The organism is Oceanipulchritudo coccoides, assembly GCF_010500615.1.
In the GTDB taxonomy this organism is placed as follows: Bacteria; Verrucomicrobiota; Verrucomicrobiia; order Opitutales; family Oceanipulchritudinaceae; genus Oceanipulchritudo; species Oceanipulchritudo coccoides.
In genome coordinates, this window is sequence record NZ_JAAGNX010000003.1 from 21077 (window position 1) to 37453 (window position 16377).

The 16377-nt window shown below is 53.7% G+C and carries 11 protein-coding genes; 1 reads left to right on the forward strand and 10 read right to left on the reverse strand.

Annotation, left to right across the window (positions count from 1 at the left end; translation table 11 throughout):
- Positions 1-38 precede the first annotated feature (38 nt).
- The 10 genes from G0Q06_RS10680 to G0Q06_RS10725 all read right to left on the reverse strand — a co-directional run bounded on the left by G0Q06_RS10680 (position 39) and on the right by G0Q06_RS10725 (position 12973).
- Complete coding sequence (locus G0Q06_RS10680; RefSeq protein WP_163965707.1) at positions 39-1190, reverse strand: ABC transporter permease; 1152 nt, start codon at positions 1188-1190, stop codon at positions 39-41.
- 3 nt (positions 1191-1193) lie between these two features.
- Complete coding sequence (locus G0Q06_RS10685; RefSeq protein WP_163965709.1) at positions 1194-2345, reverse strand: ABC transporter permease; 1152 nt, start codon at positions 2343-2345, stop codon at positions 1194-1196.
- Complete coding sequence (locus tag G0Q06_RS10690) at positions 2342-3055, reverse strand: ABC transporter ATP-binding protein (RefSeq protein WP_163965713.1); 714 nt, start codon at positions 3053-3055, stop codon at positions 2342-2344. The genes G0Q06_RS10685 and G0Q06_RS10690 overlap by 4 nt, the downstream gene beginning before the upstream one ends.
- A 21-nt stretch (positions 3056-3076) precedes the next feature.
- A complete protein-coding gene (locus tag G0Q06_RS10695) occupies positions 3077-4546 on the reverse strand; it encodes an efflux RND transporter periplasmic adaptor subunit (RefSeq protein WP_163965715.1) in 1470 nt (489 codons plus the stop codon).
- A 715-nt stretch (positions 4547-5261) separates the two neighbouring features.
- Positions 5262-5846 carry a PEP-CTERM sorting domain-containing protein gene (locus G0Q06_RS10700; protein WP_163965718.1) on the reverse strand — a complete coding sequence of 195 codons (585 nt, stop codon included), beginning with the start codon at positions 5844-5846 and terminating at the stop codon, positions 5262-5264.
- A 252-nt stretch (positions 5847-6098) separates the two neighbouring features.
- Positions 6099-6968, reverse strand: a complete 870-nt coding sequence (locus tag G0Q06_RS10705) for a PEP-CTERM sorting domain-containing protein (RefSeq protein ID WP_163965721.1) — start codon at positions 6966-6968, stop codon at positions 6099-6101.
- Between the two features lie 236 nt (positions 6969-7204).
- Positions 7205-8419 (reverse strand): MFS transporter, encoded by a 1215-nt coding sequence (locus G0Q06_RS10710; protein WP_163965724.1) that lies wholly within the window; start codon positions 8417-8419, stop codon positions 7205-7207.
- Between the two features lie 299 nt (positions 8420-8718).
- Positions 8719-10482, reverse strand: a complete 1764-nt coding sequence (locus tag G0Q06_RS10715; protein ID WP_163965726.1) for an NADH-dependent [FeFe] hydrogenase, group A6 — start codon at positions 10480-10482, stop codon at positions 8719-8721.
- An 11-nt stretch (positions 10483-10493) separates the two neighbouring features.
- Complete coding sequence (locus G0Q06_RS10720) at positions 10494-12449, reverse strand: NuoF family protein (protein ID WP_238710676.1); 1956 nt, start codon at positions 12447-12449, stop codon at positions 10494-10496.
- The gene (locus G0Q06_RS10725; protein ID WP_238710687.1) at positions 12446-12973 is read right to left on the reverse strand and encodes an NADH-quinone oxidoreductase subunit NuoE family protein; all 528 of its coding nucleotides are present in this window, start codon (positions 12971-12973) and stop codon (positions 12446-12448) included. The genes G0Q06_RS10720 and G0Q06_RS10725 overlap by 4 nt, the downstream gene beginning before the upstream one ends.
- A 536-nt stretch (positions 12974-13509) precedes the next feature.
- Here G0Q06_RS10725 and G0Q06_RS10730 point away from each other — a divergent pair.
- Positions 13510-16374 (forward strand): di-heme oxidoreductase family protein, encoded by a 2865-nt coding sequence (locus tag G0Q06_RS10730; RefSeq protein WP_163965729.1) that lies wholly within the window; start codon positions 13510-13512, stop codon positions 16372-16374.
- Positions 16375-16377: the final 3 nt, after the last annotated feature.

Genomic DNA, 16377 nt, shown 5'->3' on the forward strand with positions numbered 1-16377 from the left:
GTATTGTGTTAATGTTAGATTAAGTCTGTTGTTAAAATTTAGCCCGACCGGAGGGCTGTTGGGACGGGCATTCGCAAGCAACGGATCGCTGGCGGAAGGGTCCCGATCGTTCCAAGAAGAAGCGCAGTAATAAACCCCACCAGAAGAACAGTCCCGGTGAGTTCCATGCGAAAGGTCCCCATTGAAAACTGGACCATGGTTCCATCAAGTAGCAGCAGACTGGATGAAACGGCCAAAACGAGCCCCACTGCCTGCGTGAAAAGACTTTCTTGGATAAGAGAAAGCAGAACTGATCGCCGGCGATAACCGAGTGTTTGAAGCGTGGCCAACTCGCGAACACGGGCTGAGAAAGATGCGTACAGCATGTTAAGGCCGCCCATAATCGCCCCTACAGCCACCATGGCGGCGGTGAGCCACGTCATGCTCCGGATGGGTCCGTAGAAAGCGGAAAGATTGGCATAGTATTCACTTTCCGATACAACCACCAACTCAAGATCAAGACGCTGTTTGGCAAACAAGTCAGCGCGTTTCAGGTCAGCTGGATCATCCAGACGGATCACCACACAGGAAAGGGTTTCCCGCTGGATCAGAGTCATCAGGTCACTCCGGTTAAACCAGACTTCGGACTCCATGACCGTCCCTTCGGCATCGAATCGTCCCGAAATACGAAACTCCTCTCCTTCAAAGAGGAGGATATTTCCAACGGCAAGATCGTCCTGACCTACCCCGATCAGGTGATGGGCCAGCCGGCCCACAATGACCTCACCTGACGCAGGCCACCGGCCCTCCAAAAGTCGCGCCTCCTGGTGCACTTCAAAAACCGCCGGAGTGACTCCGCGGGTCAGACCCTGTGCCGGGTTGACTCCGGGAATGCCGAGCATTCCGTTGTAGTGAACTTCTCCTGACACCGCGGACACACCCGCGCGCTCGGATATTCCGCGCACACCAGCAGTGATCATTGACTCGGATTGCATGGAAATCTGGCTTCGCTCGACACTCTCCTCGGAACCAGCCCCGAGAAATATGACGTTGTCCGGGGACCCGCTGGCCTGAAGCAGTCCGTTCATGCCACTATTGAAGGAACCGGCGGCGATGATCAGCAAAATCACAAGTGCCGAGCCACCTGCTTTCTGAAGAAAGCGGCCCGGTTCACGAATGAGGTTTCGGTAGGCGTATGAAAATGGAAGCATGGCTCAGGAGTCTCTTAAGGATTCAACAATGGGCCGGCGCGCTGCCTCGAAGGCTGGCCACACCGATGATAATAAAGCCAGAACAAGCGCAATGACGATGCCGGCAAGGGTCACGGAGCTGCTTGGATTCAGCGCCAGAGTTAGGCCTTCGCTGCCAAAAGTGAATCGTTGCCAACTGAAAAATCCCGCGGCCCCGAAGCTGCCCAGGATACCGCCGGCAAGCCCCAGTAATATCCCTTCAAAAACAACCAATAACCCGATTGATTGCTGCTGAAAGCCAATTGTCTGGAGGATAGCGCCTTCCTTGATACGCGATCGCGAGGCCAGCAGGAGTGCATTGGCCACCAGACCAAGAACCCCGAGGACCGCCCCGAAGCCCAGCCAGCGGGTAAACCCGATCATCTCCACCATGTCCTTGGCAGTCTGGGCAAAAAAGGCCTTCTCCGGACGAGTAATTGTCGGGGCACTGTCATACTTGAATAGGGCGTCGATCTTTTCCGCCACTGGATCGAGCTGCGAAGGATCCGTTACACGCACATTGAACTGCGTAACGGTCCCGAGCCCCACCCGGCTCGCCTGCTGCAGGAATGGTAAATGCACATAAGCAACATTGTTATCTTGCGCATTCGGTGACCGGATGATCCCAGACACCACCACGCGAACCCCGACCGCCTCAAAGGTGTCACCCGTGTTCAGGTTTCGCTTGATGGCAAAGGTCTGCCCGACAAGAGCCCCGTCAGAGCGCTTCATCCAGTCGTCATAAGAGCCTTCAAGCAGTTCCAAGTCAGGGTTGTAGCTTTGCAAGTTCTCCCTGGGCACACCTCTAAATGCAATGACGTCGAGGCTGGCACCGCAATTGTTCACCGCGACCTGGATAGGTATCGCTTCTGCAACACCGTCAATTTTGCGGATTTCACTCAAGTAATGCTCGGGAAGACGTGAAGTTGCCGGACAAAACCGGTTCTCCCGGTAAACGACGAGGGTTGTGTCATTGGCTGTCACGCTGGTGGCCTTGCTGAGTGCCGCCTGCATGGTCTCTACACTGCTGAAGAGAAACATGCCCACGGCAACTCCCAGAATAGTCAGGATACTTCGTGTCTTGTGCCGCCAGGCTTGCTTTGCGGCGAGATTGAACAAGTTGAAATACTGTCTCATGCGGTGGCCTTTTCTTTTTGATGCGCTTCAAGCAACTGGCCTTTTTCCAAATGCAGGCAGCGGTCGGCTGCATCAGCGGCGCGCGGATCATGGGTCACCATGACAATGGTTTTCCCGTGCTCTCTGGACAGGCGTTGCAGGAGATCAAGAATTTGCCCGGCGGCACTGCTATCGAGGTCGCCGGTTGGTTCGTCAGCCACAAGTAATTGTGGATCGGTGACAATCGCCCGGGCGATGGCCACGCGCTGCTCCTGTCCACCGGACAATTCCGAGGGAAAGTGAGTGGCCCGGTCGGCCAAATCGACAAGGTCAAGTGCGGCCTCCACGCGAAAACGTCGCCCTGACTTGCTGAGTCCCTTGTCGAGAAGAAGGGGTAACTCAATGTTCTCAAACGCCGTCAAAATGGGCACAAGGTGATAGAGCTGAAAAATGTAACCGCAGTGCTTACCGCGCCAGGTTGTCAGTTCCCCGCGGGACATTCCCGCAATGTCCTCGCCACCGATAAACAACTTGCCAGAGCTGGGCCGGTCAATTCCGGCAAGGCAGTTCAACAAAGTGGTCTTGCCCGAGCCGGAAGGCCCCATCAAGGCAAGAAATTCGCCCCGCTCAACTTGCAGGTCCAGTTCCTCAAGCGGGGTTACTGTGGTTGTCCCTTTGCGATAGCTTTTTCCCAGCTTCTCGCAGATGATAAAATGGTTCTCGTTATTCATTTTTTAAAAGTTGAATTGTCATTAATATTGGATACGGGAACCTTCCCGCAACTCACTCGATGTCTTGACCACGACACGGTCACCGGGCCGTAGCCCTTCCCTGACAAGGGCGTAGCCATCCCGTTCCTCACCCGCCAATCTTACCTGACGGCGTTCTGTCCGGCGGCCACTCTCGTCCACTACCCAGACAAATGGCTCAGGGCCGGAGCCGTCGTAAAGGGCCAGCGTGGGGACAAGAACACTTAACCCGCGCGCTCCACCGGTGCCGGATTCGACAACACCTTCAGGTCCGGATTGAATTGAACTATCTGTAACTCTTGTATCCAGAAAACGGGCACGACACAAAATTTCCGGTCGCAGTCCTGCGGGCGGGTTATCGATACGGACCTTGACTTGGAGTGTGTTCCGCTGCAGGTCGGCTTCACCAACAATCCGCTGTATATGACCTTTCAGCTCCACCCCTCCGAGAAACTCACTCTCCACAAGAACGGCCTGCCCCGGGGACAATCGTGCGGCCTCCGCGATTGGCACATCAATACGCGCTTGAAGCTTTTCAGGCTGGAATAGAATCGCTACCGTGGCCGATTCCGGATTATCGGCCATCAGGACCTTCTTCTGCCCCGGAGCGACCATCAGGCGCTGGATGATCCCGTCCACGGGTGCCCGGACAATCATGCGGTCAAACTCCAATTGCGCCTCCCTGAGTCGGACCTGCGCTTCTGCTAAAAGGCTGCTGCGGACCCGCAATTGTCCACCAAGACGCTGTGCCTCAAGTTCACGCTCGAGCACCTGCGCTTTCAGGGCCTCAACCGTCTGCTCCTGTGTGCGAAGTCTCAATCCAGCCTGGATGATTTCCTGCTCAGCCAAAACCTCCGGACCAAGATCCTCTGCGCGGATGGCCAGGTCGCTCAACTCTTGTCGACGAGCCTCTGCGACCTCAATCTGCTGTTGCATACTTTCTATTCGGGCATGGGCCAGCTCCTGCTCGCTTGCCGCTGCATCCAAAGCCGCTTTCGCTGCTGAGAGATTGGCTTCTGCCATATTCAGCCGGAGTTCCGAATCGTCATCAATAAGGGTTGCTATCGGATCCCCCGCTCTGACCGATTGACCTTCCAGCACATGAACCCTGTCCACAATCCCGCCGGCCAGCGCTGTTGCCCGGTGAGGATAAGGATCCGCCTCAATCCAGCCGGAAGCTTGGAATAGGGCCGTGCCTGCATACGGGTTGCCGGTCCGGGTTTCCAAAACCGCACCGCCAGTGGGATTCCCACCCTTTGTCTCGGGCAGGGTGACGACTGGTTCAACGACAACGGATGTCGCTGGAAGCATCCGTTCCCCGAACAGGATGAGTACCAGGAGCACGGCGATAACTGCCAGTATCCATGGAATGCCTGCGACGGCGGTTTGTCGCCAGCGCCGGGTGGGTTTATTATTGGGAGAGGGCTTCTCCCTGTCTCTACTTCGGCTTAGTGCCTGTAATTTATCTTCCATAACAATCTGAATAAGTTGCTGCGATTCATTGCGAATGAGATTCGCGAAGTCAGTAAGCGTCCGGAACAACCGGACGCGGATGGGCCTCGCCAATGGGCGATTCCCGCTTATTCAGATAGACTCACAACTGCCAGCTAGACAGAATAGCTCTGGGTGGTCCGTGGGAAGGCAGAAAATACCGATCACGGTCAGCACTCCTTGAAGGAGCCGAAGAGAATATGGGCAAATGACCAGTTTGGGCCGTTGGAACCACACTTGTGGTCATGGATTGCTGGTAATCCAAAAGGTGCGGCAAGGGCGTTTCCTCTGGAACTTCATCCCCAACAATACAACACAGACAGTTCATCCCACAGGGCTGTGAACTGGTTTTCTCGCTGGATTGCTCAGCGCTTCCTGCGCAACAACCCATGTTGACTTCTTCGCCGCAATCAGGCGCATAGGCATGTAACTGCACGCCCCAGAATAACATCTGGAGGGCAATTAGCAGGACTGTCGCTGTGCGGAACACCATTTAATAAACAATGCGGAAACCCCGAGTTGTCAAGGTCGGTTGAATCATCCTGATGTCCTGATTACTCAATCGGATCCTATTGCCAAACAGACCGCCTCCCCCGGCAAAGCTGCTGCATTCTGAGGAAATTCTACCCTGCTGAGGCTAGCACTAGGCCTGGTTGGTTTATCTCAGCTTGAGTGCGACCACTAATGGAACAACCTCTTAGCGCTTCTTGCGTCGGAGGAAAGCAAACCCGAGCGCGAGAGAAGAACACGCCAGAACATATGTGGATGGTTCAGGAACAACCGCCCAACTGACGGGTTGCGCACCAACAGAAAAGGATCCGCTGGATGAGGGAGTCAGCCCGATATCCGCCAAGGTAGCATTTTGCACGACACCAAAACCCGAGGAGATTGTGCCCGGGGTAAATCCGACAGGTCCGTAGATTGCCCCAAAGTTAAAGTTGTTATCTTTAACATATCCAAATGTTGTTCCAGTGACTCCGGTGACGTTATACGATACGTCCGGCAAAGGAGGTACCGTTCCCGTGATTGAACCTGTGTACAGGCCGGTGGACCCACCAGTCGCCAGGGATATAATTTCATTCTTGTTTGAAAATCCAGTAGGAAGGAATTGACCCACCAATCCAAACAATGGCACATCGGCCTGATTGGGCGAAACCGTGTAGGTTCCGCTCGTGCTGATATGGAGGTCGCTCCCGCTTTGTTCAATGGAGATCGTAATGGCTCCATAGGCGGAAGTTACTCCCGAGACAATAGACAACAGTAATATCTTAAATTTTAACATGAAGGCTAACAGATGAGAGAGTGATAAAATTACAACTGCTTAAGGGCTTTTTTTTAGTTTTTTCCAATTTGGATGACTGGACGTCTGCATTACTAACCAAGTCGGGCCATTCGAAGGTTCTGCTGTTTAATTAAGTGCTGGGACCCCTAGGGACAGGTGAATAATCGATCTCAAGGGCTCCTTTAACCACAAAAAAGGGCCCGACCTTTGCGGCCGGACCCTCCCAGAAAACCCTACTCAATCAACCCTGAATTATTTACGCCGACGATAGAGCACAAACCCAATCGCCATTACTCCCAAAAGCAGCGCATATGTGGACGGCTCCGGGACCGGAGTAATTCCAGAGTCAACCCCGGTGTAAACCGTAATGTTGTCGAGGAGCACAGCTACACCCGCATCCGAGTTTGAACTTCCCACAAAAAGGAGGTTTCCAAAACCTAAATCTCGATCAAAGTCTGCAGTGTCTTCGCCCAAGCCAAATGTGACTACTTCAGCCCCATCAACCCACAAAGTGTACGTATTGGCAGCCAGTGTGTATACAGTGCTACCGACGGTGTATTCCATCGCACTGAACGAATTGTTTAAATAGAATTCCGCAGAAGACCAGACGCCATCGGCTATGTTAGTGATAGTCGACTGAGAACTCATTTTAGAGACACCGTCCCATTTAGCGGGTCTGAACTGACTATCATCTAAAGTTGTTCCAGTAGGATTTCTTAAATATAACCCGAAACCATTTTTAGAATCGCTGGTAGGTGAAGTTCCCGAATTGCCCATACGCATGCGAATTTCGGGATCACTGACAGCTGTGAGACCGTTATTCTGAAAGTTATAATCCAATTCGATTTTGATCCCGCCGAGGACATTTCCACCAAAATCAACCAAGGCCTCTGGTTTACCATCGGTAACCGTATCCTGAATGCTTAAGAAACCTCCGGAAACGGCAACTTCACCAGAAACGGAATCGAATCCGCTTAGGTCAGTGACCACGCCATTGAATACATTAACGGTTGCTGCATTAGCAGAGAGAGCGAAACCGGCCGCTCCGAGAAGGGATAGTGTTTTTTTAATATGCATTTTTTTGGATTTGAGTGAATTAGAAGAGGCGAAACTGTCTTTCAACAGACACAAATTTAAAAATCGAATTACTCAGCGCAAGCGAAAAGTAATATTTATTACATATTTAATGTCGTGTATCGAAGCAGCAGTCAGTATCCTTACCTGTACACGTTTAAAGCACTATATAGTAACGTATTAGGAAATTTGTAAAACCAAGAAGAGCCCGGTGCTGAAGGCAGTTTTTACCTTTCGTTACCGCTTTATTTAACTTTATTAACCCAATTAGGCGGGGGCGTTAGTTAATATTTATGATTTTTGGTACCGCTTGGCCCCATCCCCCTCAGCGTTTCTTGTCCTGACCTCAAAACTACGGCCAGGAAGACCAAGCTGCACAGGGCCAGACTGGCAATGATCCGGAACATGGTCGGATACCCATACAAGTCGGAAAGATAACCCATTAGGTAAGAACCGACCATCATGCCGGCCATCTTGGTGGAGACGGTCAGGCTGATGGCGGTGGCCCGCTTGGTCGAACCGGCAAGGATGGAGACAAAGACAATCGTCGCAACCTCACGCCCGGCCCACCCAAAGCAGTGAAACAGGTGCGGGACCCAGAGCCACTCTGGCGATGCGATGAAGGATGCCGTGAGGAGACGCAAGCCTTGGGAGGCAAAGCCTAGTAGCAGGATTATCTTTGGACCGCGCAGGTCGACCCAGCGCCCCATCAAAGGAAGCGAAATAAAGGCAATGAACCCGGTGAATCCGGAAATAACGCCAATCCACGGCAGGGTGGCTCCGAGAGACCGTCCGAAGCTGTTGTAGAAACCGTTAATGGCGGGCTCTGTCAGGCTGACCAGGAAGTTCGCTGCCAAAAACCAGTACAACTGAACCGGGAGCTTTCCCTTGAAGCTAGCTTCCTCTGCCTGGGTCCGGACGGACGGGCGCTGCAGCCCGAAAACAAAAATGAGGGATATCGGTAGCAGGATTGCCGCTACAATTGTGATGGACTGAACGGTGGGGAGGAAAGCCGGCAGGACTAATGTCCCTGCCATAAAGCCAATCGATCCGAAGGAACGGTATGTGCCGTATCCTTTCCCTTGGTTTCCCGGGGGCAGATTGGCGAGGGCGAGCGCCGGCATGACTCCCATGACAGAGGTCAGGAGGATACCCCGCAGGATGCTGTAGATCAGGAAGTCACCCAGTGAATTGGCGAAGGAAAACCAGATCAGAGTTCCGCTGATTCCAAAAGTTCCGAAGGCGATCAAGCGCCGGTAAACCCCATAGCGGTCAGCTAGCCTTCCCCAGAACGGGCTTACAAAAATGACGAGGGCATTGCCTATGGCAATGAGGATCCCCGTCTCCGTTCCCGAAAGCCCCTTTTCTACCATGTGTACAGCCTCGTAGACGCTCAATTGAGCGCCGCAACCGATCTGCAGGAAGCAGGCCATTCGGGCGTACCAAAGCATACGCTCCGAATTCTGTTGGGCTGCCGGGAGTGATTGTTCCGGGTTCATGGTTGCTGTTAAGCCGCTGCGATAAATTTCGCTACAGGATTGGGTTTAACAACAACCGGACCAGCAGGAGGAAGAGGGCCTTTCATTCGATTAGTTCTGCCAGTCTTCCAAGGTCCATCAAGGGGAAACTGCAGAAACAGCCATACAAAGGAGTCAATACCTCTAAACGCGTGATCGCTTAGATCCCTTTCTGTTGACACAGCTGCACTGTTCCTCGCTGCTATTGCCCATGCGTCGTACTCCATCGCTCCCTGCTTGCGAATGCCGACAGGCACATTTATGGGCGGATTGAGAAGAGCTTACTTCTGGTAGAGCTTCCGGGCCTTGTATTTCGTATGGAGAAGCTTTTCGGATTTTTCGCTCAGGGGTGCTCCAAGGAAATCCGTATAGATCCGCTTGATTTCGGGGTTGTCGTGCGAGCACCGGATTGAGATGTCTTGATCTTCCTGATAAAGGCCCTCCATGCGCTTTTGACGGACAGCATCACTGATGCCGTAGGGTTGCCCTCCCCCGCCAACGCAACCGCCCGGACAGGCCATTACTTCAATGAAGTGATACGGGATTTCCTCCCCACGCTCCCGTGCCCGCCTGACTCGTTCCAAGACCTTGCTCACATTGGCCATGCCGTGGGCGACCGCCACCCGAACCTTCGCGCCCTTGATGTCGATTTCCGCTTCCTTGACACCCTCAAGACCTCGCACGGGATGTATACTCATCGCGTCCGGGGACAAATTCTCACCAGTCACAAGAAAATAACCGGTTCGTAGTGCCGCTTCCATTACACCGCCCGTTGCCCCAAAGATTGTACCGGCTCCGGTGTACTCACCAAGGAGTGAGTCTGCTTCCTCTTCGGGAAGCTCATCGAAGACGAGGCCGGACTGCTTGATCAGGCAAGCCAGCTCGCGAGTGGTCAGGGTCACGTCGACATCCTGATAACCCGAGGCAAACATTTCTCCGGTCCGTTCAAGCTCATACTTCTTGGCCGTGCAGGGCATGATCGAAACTTGGTAATGAGTCGCTGGATCAACCCCCATCTTTTCAGAGAAGTAAGTCTTGGCCATGACTCCCAACATCTGCTGAGGGCTTTTGGCCGTGGAGAAGTTATCGACGAAATCATGGTGGTACTTTTCCATGTAGTCGGTCCATGCCGGACAGCAGGAGGTGATCAGCGGAAGCGAACCCTTCCCATGGGCAAAGCGCTCCACGAATTCGCTGGCTTCCTCCATGATCGTCAAGTCGGCTGAGAAGTTGGTATCGAAGACCGCCTTGAATCCAACTCGCCGCAAAGCCGCATAAATCCGCTTGGTAAGATTAGTCCCCGGTGGGTAGCCAAATTCCTCCCCAAGGGCCACACGCACACTCGGGGCTATCTGAACGGTGCAGTACTTGTCCGGATTCTGCAAAGCCTCCCAGACCGTAGCAGTTTCATCATTCTCGACAATTGCCCCAGTGGGACAATGCGCCGCACACTGGCCACATTTGATACACGGTGAATCAGCAAGTGAAATGTCACCAGCCGGGGCCATGCGCGTGCTAATTCCACGCTCAAGAAGGGACAGCGCCCATACGTCCTGGATTTCCTGGCAGACATATACGCAACGTCCGCACTTGATGCACTTGGTGAAATCAATGGTTATCGATCCGTTTGAATTGTCTATCGGGATTTCCGGGATGTATTTTTCAAAGCGATCCCGTCGGACAGAGAACTCTCCAGCCAGGGTTTGCAACTCGCAATTGCCATTTCGACCACACGTTAGACAGGAGTTCGGGTGGTTGGATAGGATGAGCTCAAGAACCGTCCGGCGAATTTCCGTAAGCTCACCATCATGGGTTGTAATCTCCATCCCTTCCTGGATTGGCATTGCACATGCGCGCGGCATCTTGGGACTACCGGCGATTTTCACAACGCACATTCCACAAGCCGCCGATGGCAGCAAATCCTCATGCTTGCAGAGCGAGGGAATCTTGATGCCTGTCTGCCGGGCCGCATCCAGAATGCTTGTCCCCTCCGGGACTTCAACCGGAATTCCGTTTATCTTTGCCTGGACCAATTGTTGAATCATCTCAAATTCCTTTACCAGCTTGCGCCCTCTTCGGACAGATCCAAGCCAGCCTTTGCCAGCGGTTTGTCCTTCTCGATGAGGGCAATGTATTCATTATTAAAATACTTGAGTGTGGAGAGAACAGGATTGGGAGCTGTCTGTCCAAGTCCGCAGAGCGATGCGGTCTGCATACAACGACAAATTTGCCGGATGGCTTCAATGTCATCCATGCTCCCCTCACCGGAGTGGATTTTTTCCAGAAGCTGGAGCATCTGGAATCCGCCGACACGACATGGGGCGCATTTCCCGCAGGATTCGTCCACACAGAAATTCAGGTAGAACTTGGCCACATCAACCATGCAGTCCTTCTCATCCATTACGAGCATGCCTCCAGAGCCCATGATTGAGCCAAGGGACTGCAAGCTCTCGTAACTGACGGCCGTGTCCATGTGCTGGAGGGGAATCACTCCTCCCGAGGGACCCCCAGTCTGCACCGCCTTGATGGGTGACTCGGTTCCCGCACCGCCACAAATGTCCTCAATGATGGTGCGGATCGGAATGCCCATCGGCACCTCGACCAATTGAGAATTGCGGACTTTTCCGGTCACCGCGAAGACCTTCGTCCCGCGCGACTTCTCCGTCCCAAATCCGGAATACCAGGCCCCTCCTTTTTCAAGGATGGCGGATGCCGCGGCAAGCGTCTCGACGTTATTGATCGAGGTTGGTTTGCCCCATAGACCTTTCACGGAGGGATAAGGTGGACGTGGTTCAGGACTGCCGCGACGTCCTTCAATGGAGGCAATGAGGGCAGTCTCTTCACCACAGACAAAGGCACCTGCCCCAAGCCGTACCTCGGCATCAAAACTAAAGTCCGTACCGAGGATGTTTTCCCCGAGAAGACCCGCTTCCCGCGCTTGATCAATAGCCCTCTGGACACGCTCGACGGCAAGTGGATATTCGGCGCGGATGTAGAAGAATCCCTTGTCTGCACCGATTGCATATGCCGAGAGCATCAGACCCTCGAGGACGGCGTGCGGATCGCCTTCAAGGACACTCCGGTCCATAAACGCTCCGGGATCCCCTTCGTCGGCATTGCATATCACAAATTTCCTGTCCGCTTGCGGTTCACGCGTCTTGCTCCACTTGATCCATGTGGGAAACCCGGCTCCACCCCGTCCGCGGAGACCACTGACTTTCAATTCCTCGATTACCTCTTCCGGGGTCATCTCGGTCAGGGAACGCACCAGCCCGCTGTAGCCATCCGCGCGCAGGTAGGATTCAATTGAGTCTGGATCAATCTGTCCGCAGTTTCTCAATACAATCCGTTCCTGTGGATCACTGCCGCGGACCAGCAGGTCTTCGAGAATTGTACCGCCGCGAAGGCTCTCCTTGATAATATGACGGATATCCGGCCCGCTGACCCCGCCGTACGTGACGCGGGAAGGCAACAACTGCAAACAAACGCCTTTGTTATAGAGGCCCATATCAAGGGCCCGGTAGACTCTTATCGTGCTTTTTAGACCATAAAAATCCAGTTCATCCTGGATCATCTGCTGGAAAAACTCGGTTCGGTCGCCGTGTTTACCTGCCGATGTATCCTTGACCAGAATCGCCAGCTGCTCGCCCCCTTCAAGGCTCTCCCCGCGGTCCCTGCTGGCCATCACACGGTCTTCGAGGAGTACGCCCTTGCGGCAGTGGTTCGCGATCAATTCGCGCGCCGAATCAGGGTTCATCGATCCAAAGACAACAGGCGGTCCGGATTCACATTGGAATACCACCACCGGGTCGGCATAGGCCAATCCAAGGGAGCCCACCTTCTCGATCCTTATGGATGCGCCCGCTTCCTCCCGGGCTTCGACAAGAGCTTCATAAACAGCCTTTGCTCCGGCTGCAATCCCTCCCGTATCCATGCCGACTCGTATCCATGGGCCCTTTTCGGTCCCACTTTGCGCGTATTCCCTGATGTCACTTGCCTTCAATACTTTCATACCCGCTTCCCCCGACGCTGGTTTTCAAGAATCCCGGCAACATCCTTCTGGCACAGGCGGCCATGGGTTTCCCCGTCAATGACAATTGCCGGCGCCATGCCGCAGCACCCGATACAACGCACAGTCTCCAGATGGAATTCACTGTCCGGAAGGGCCTCTCCTTCCGTGACCCCCAAGCGCTTCTCGAGTTCCTCAATCAGCTCAGAAGATCCTTTCAAATAGCAGGCAGTACCTGTGCAGACCTGGACGTTGTGCTGCCCCGGTGGAACCAACCGGAAGTAATGGTAAAACGTAATGACTTCATAGATACGGGCCAGACTGATTCCCAGTTCCTTGGCAAGCTCGTTGGCCACACCCCGTGGCACATAGCCAAACTCATTCTGGATCGCGTGAAGTATCATGATGAGGTTTCCTTCGCGGTCCTTCCACTCGCCAACCAATTCCCGCACCTTTACCTGTACGCTCTCCACCCAGTCGAACAGGTAGCCCAGTTCCCCGGTATTGCTCATGCGTTTTCTCTCCATGTATTCCGGTTCATTTCCCGGGAACCATTGCTTCAAATACTAATACTGGGAAGTCTACAAATTAGTTATGCTAATTTAAAATTTACAGCGACTACGCCAATAAGAATTTCTAATACTGTGCCTGGCTGGGGCTATAACTATCCGGTTCATGGCCTGCAAAGGGCAACGCGCCGGCGAACCCGACCAGTTTCTTTGACCTGTTTTACCAAAACCAACGGAGAATAAAGGCAAAGGACACCAATGAATAAATTCACAAAAACAAGTATTCCAAAAACGCTTGATAGATCTAAAAGTTCTTTTGGAGTACTACTACTAAAGCGAATTTTTGCGCCCAGTTTTTCAAAAACCTGCCCTGCATATTTTCTTTGTTTCCTGCATAACCCCGCATAGCGCTTGACAGTTGTTGCCGCGTGGGCTCAATTATCGACTCCACCCCCGCTTTAATTCGTTCCGTCTCGTCGCCTCCCTGTCGCTTCAAGTGTAAAGAAATTATTCTGCGGAAATGAATTAATGATATAACCCTAAGTTTCCTCCCTATGAATAGAATTTCCCTGTCCCGCGCTGCCGCATATCTATGTTGTTTAATTTTGGCTCCGTTTGCGAGCACTGCCCAGTTGGCTCTAGACATTCAGGAAGGCAGTGAACTCAGCTGGCCGACTGTTTCGGGGGCCACTTACCAGCTTCAATGGTCCCCAAATCCTGGAGGAGCGGGGCCATGGTCAGATATTGGAGTTGAACTACCGGGCACAGGAGCAACGCAATCCTACCAGGAATTCACTGATGGAGTTCAGCGTTATTATCAGGTGGTTGAAACAATTCCAGAGACGCCCGGCTTTTCCTCGGTCATGGTTAACGGAGGCTTTGAATCGGGAACTGGAAGCGTCGCTGACGACTGGCTCGCTGGAGGAAGTCAACCACCCGTCCGGACAGATTTGGATTCACAAACGGACACCTACTCAATTCGATCCAAAGTCCTGAACACTTCCTCAAGTGCCAATACGGCTTCTTTCGAACAAAAACTTTCCACTGCCGGAAGCTCAGTCACTGCTGGTGAAACGTATGTCCTGTCATGGCAAGCCAAGCAGGTGAGCTCGGTTGGCAGTTACGTACAGCAGTATGACCTGCAATGGCTCAATTCCTCCGGAGGGATTGTCAGCAGCACCGGTCTGCAGCCCTACAGTGGTGGCAGCGGTATCTGGTCTGAGGTGTCGATCCCGGGACTTGTGGCCCCTGCTGGAGCAACCGATGCCAAACTGTTCTTCCGTTTCGTCACGGGTGCCATCTCTGGCGACGAAGGGGAGGTCTTCATTGACGAAGTTGCGCTCTCGACCGGCGGGGCGCCTATCCCAGGTGAAACCAATTTTATCGAACCCACAAGCACAGCTGTTTTGAAGGCCGAGTGGGAATCCGTACTGGGTGTGCAGTACCAGCCACTTCTTTCCTCCGATCTGGGGGTTGCTGATCCATGGAGTCCCCTGAATAGCCCGATTACGGGCGATGGTGGAATTCAATCGGTGACTGTTCCATTCACTTCATCTCCGCTTTTCTTGAGAGTCCAGTATCCGGATGAAGTGTCCCTGGCAGTCATTCCCCTGTTTAGTCCAAGCACGACCCTCGAGCCGGAAACGACTGTTGATACACCCACTGCCCTGATCACCTATGTGGGTGACCGGGCCCGCGACCGCCATGCACGCGAAGACCAGTTCCAGGCTTATGACCACTATCTGACATGGTATTGGGAGCAACGTACCGTCTCAATCGAGATTATTGACCGGGTCGCTAAAGGCGGATCCGATATAACAGTCAATTACACGACCCTGACTCCGCTGAGTGCGCCAGAATTCAGAGCCTTCTTTTACGGCCTCACCACCGAAGGGCAGTATCACTTCAACCTGCTTTCTCCCCTTGTTGGACCCAATACCTATTCCGCCACAGTGCCCAACAAGCTTCCGGAAAACCGCCCTCTCCAGATCGGTGACCTCATGGAGATTGAAATCAGCATGTTCCTGGCGGCTCCCACAAATGGTCGAAAAAACTACTACGGCACGGCCATTCTCTATGTCGTCGGTGAGGGAATTGTCCCGTGGCAGGGAGTTGGGAGCAGACTCGATTCAATTCCGATCCCTGTCGAAGGGCGGCTGGGTGGTCAGACCACCAACCACTATCAATACTCGAATGAGCCGGCTGAAGTGTTCAAGCAAATGGCCGGAAATGTTGCCCCAGTGAGTGCGCAACCTTTCATGCTCGGACGCCGTCTCCATCACACGGACTTCGGTGACGGATCCCACTCCGAGCCGGGAAATCCGATATTCACGCAACAAGTTGGCAAGCTGGGACCCAAGTTCATCGCCCAAAGCTGCGTTGATTGCCACACCAACAACGGACGCGGCCTGCCTTCAGCAGTCGGATCCCCAATGCTAACCTCTGTAGTCAAAGTGGGCAACGATGCTGCGGGTTCCCCCCACCCTGTCCTAGGGAAAGTTATCCAGCCACAAGCCACAAGCGGCTCGCCTGAAACCGGTGTATCCATTTCCAGCTACACGATTACCAACGGCACTTACGGTGACGGGGCACCCTATTCCTTAAGGGAGCCAAATTACAGCTTCACGGGGACAGCTCCCGCGTATTTTTCAGTCCGCGCACCTCAGCAGCTGATCGGTCTGGGATTGCTCGAGGCAGTCAGTGAAGAAACCATTTTCGCATTGGCGGATCCGGATGACAGCGACGAGGATGGCATTTCGGGTCGTGCCCAAATCGTTGTTGATCCCGAGACTGGGGAAAGCCGGCTCGGCCGCTTCACCCATAAGGCCGCGAAAGCCCGCCTCGGTCACCAGATCGCCGCCGCCCTGAACAATGATATGGGAGTGACCACCTCAATTTTCCCGATATTGGATGGGGAATCTTCCGGTGGAACACCCGAGCTCTCGGACGCTGAACTGGATAACATGGCCCGCTATATCGCGGTCCTCGGGGTAAGTGCCCGCCGTGATCTGACCGATCCGGAGGCCTTGGCCGGTGAGGTTCTCTTCAATAGCGCTGGATGTATCGACTGCCATACGCCTCAGTTGACGACAAGCCCCTATCATCCTTTTGCTGAGCTCCGCAACCAGACCATTTATCCCTACACGGATCTGCTGCTGCACGACATGGGGCCGCTACTCGCTGACAACATGGGTGAAGGGGAAGCAAGCGGAGCCGAGTGGCGCACCGCTCCACTCTGGAATATCGGGCATACGGCCGGTGTCAGCGGGGGCGAATCGTACCTGCATGACGGACGGGCGCGGACGCTGGAAGAAGCAATTCTCTGGCACGGAGGAGAAGGTGAAGACTCCAAGGAGGCGTTCCGCACGATGACCGCTGCTGAACGCAGCGCATTGGTTAAGTATCTCAAATCGCTCTAGGCA

Bases quoted from the DNA above. Each gene is read 5' to 3' on its own strand.
- G0Q06_RS10690 (WP_163965713.1), bottom strand. From the start codon at position 3,055: ATGAATAACGAGAACCATTTTATCATCTGCGAGAAGCTGGGAAAAAGC.
- G0Q06_RS10715 (WP_163965726.1), bottom strand. From the start codon at position 10,482: ATGATTCAACAATTGGTCCAGGCAAAGATAAACGGAATTCCGGTTGAA.
- G0Q06_RS10685 (WP_163965709.1), bottom strand. From the start codon at position 2,345: ATGAGACAGTATTTCAACTTGTTCAATCTCGCCGCAAAGCAAGCCTGG.
- G0Q06_RS10680 (WP_163965707.1), bottom strand. From the start codon at position 1,190: ATGCTTCCATTTTCATACGCCTACCGAAACCTCATTCGTGAACCGGGC.
- G0Q06_RS10695 (WP_163965715.1), bottom strand. From the start codon at position 4,546: ATGGAAGATAAATTACAGGCACTAAGCCGAAGTAGAGACAGGGAGAAG.
- G0Q06_RS10700 (WP_163965718.1), bottom strand. From the start codon at position 5,846: ATGTTAAAATTTAAGATATTACTGTTGTCTATTGTCTCGGGAGTAACT.
- G0Q06_RS10710 (WP_163965724.1), bottom strand. From the start codon at position 8,419: ATGAACCCGGAACAATCACTCCCGGCAGCCCAACAGAATTCGGAGCGT.
- G0Q06_RS10730 (WP_163965729.1), top strand. From the start codon at position 13,510: ATGAATAGAATTTCCCTGTCCCGCGCTGCCGCATATCTATGTTGTTTA.
- G0Q06_RS10725 (WP_238710687.1), bottom strand. From the start codon at position 12,973: ATGGAGAGAAAACGCATGAGCAATACCGGGGAACTGGGCTACCTGTTC.
- G0Q06_RS10720 (WP_238710676.1), bottom strand. From the start codon at position 12,449: ATGAAAGTATTGAAGGCAAGTGACATCAGGGAATACGCGCAAAGTGGG.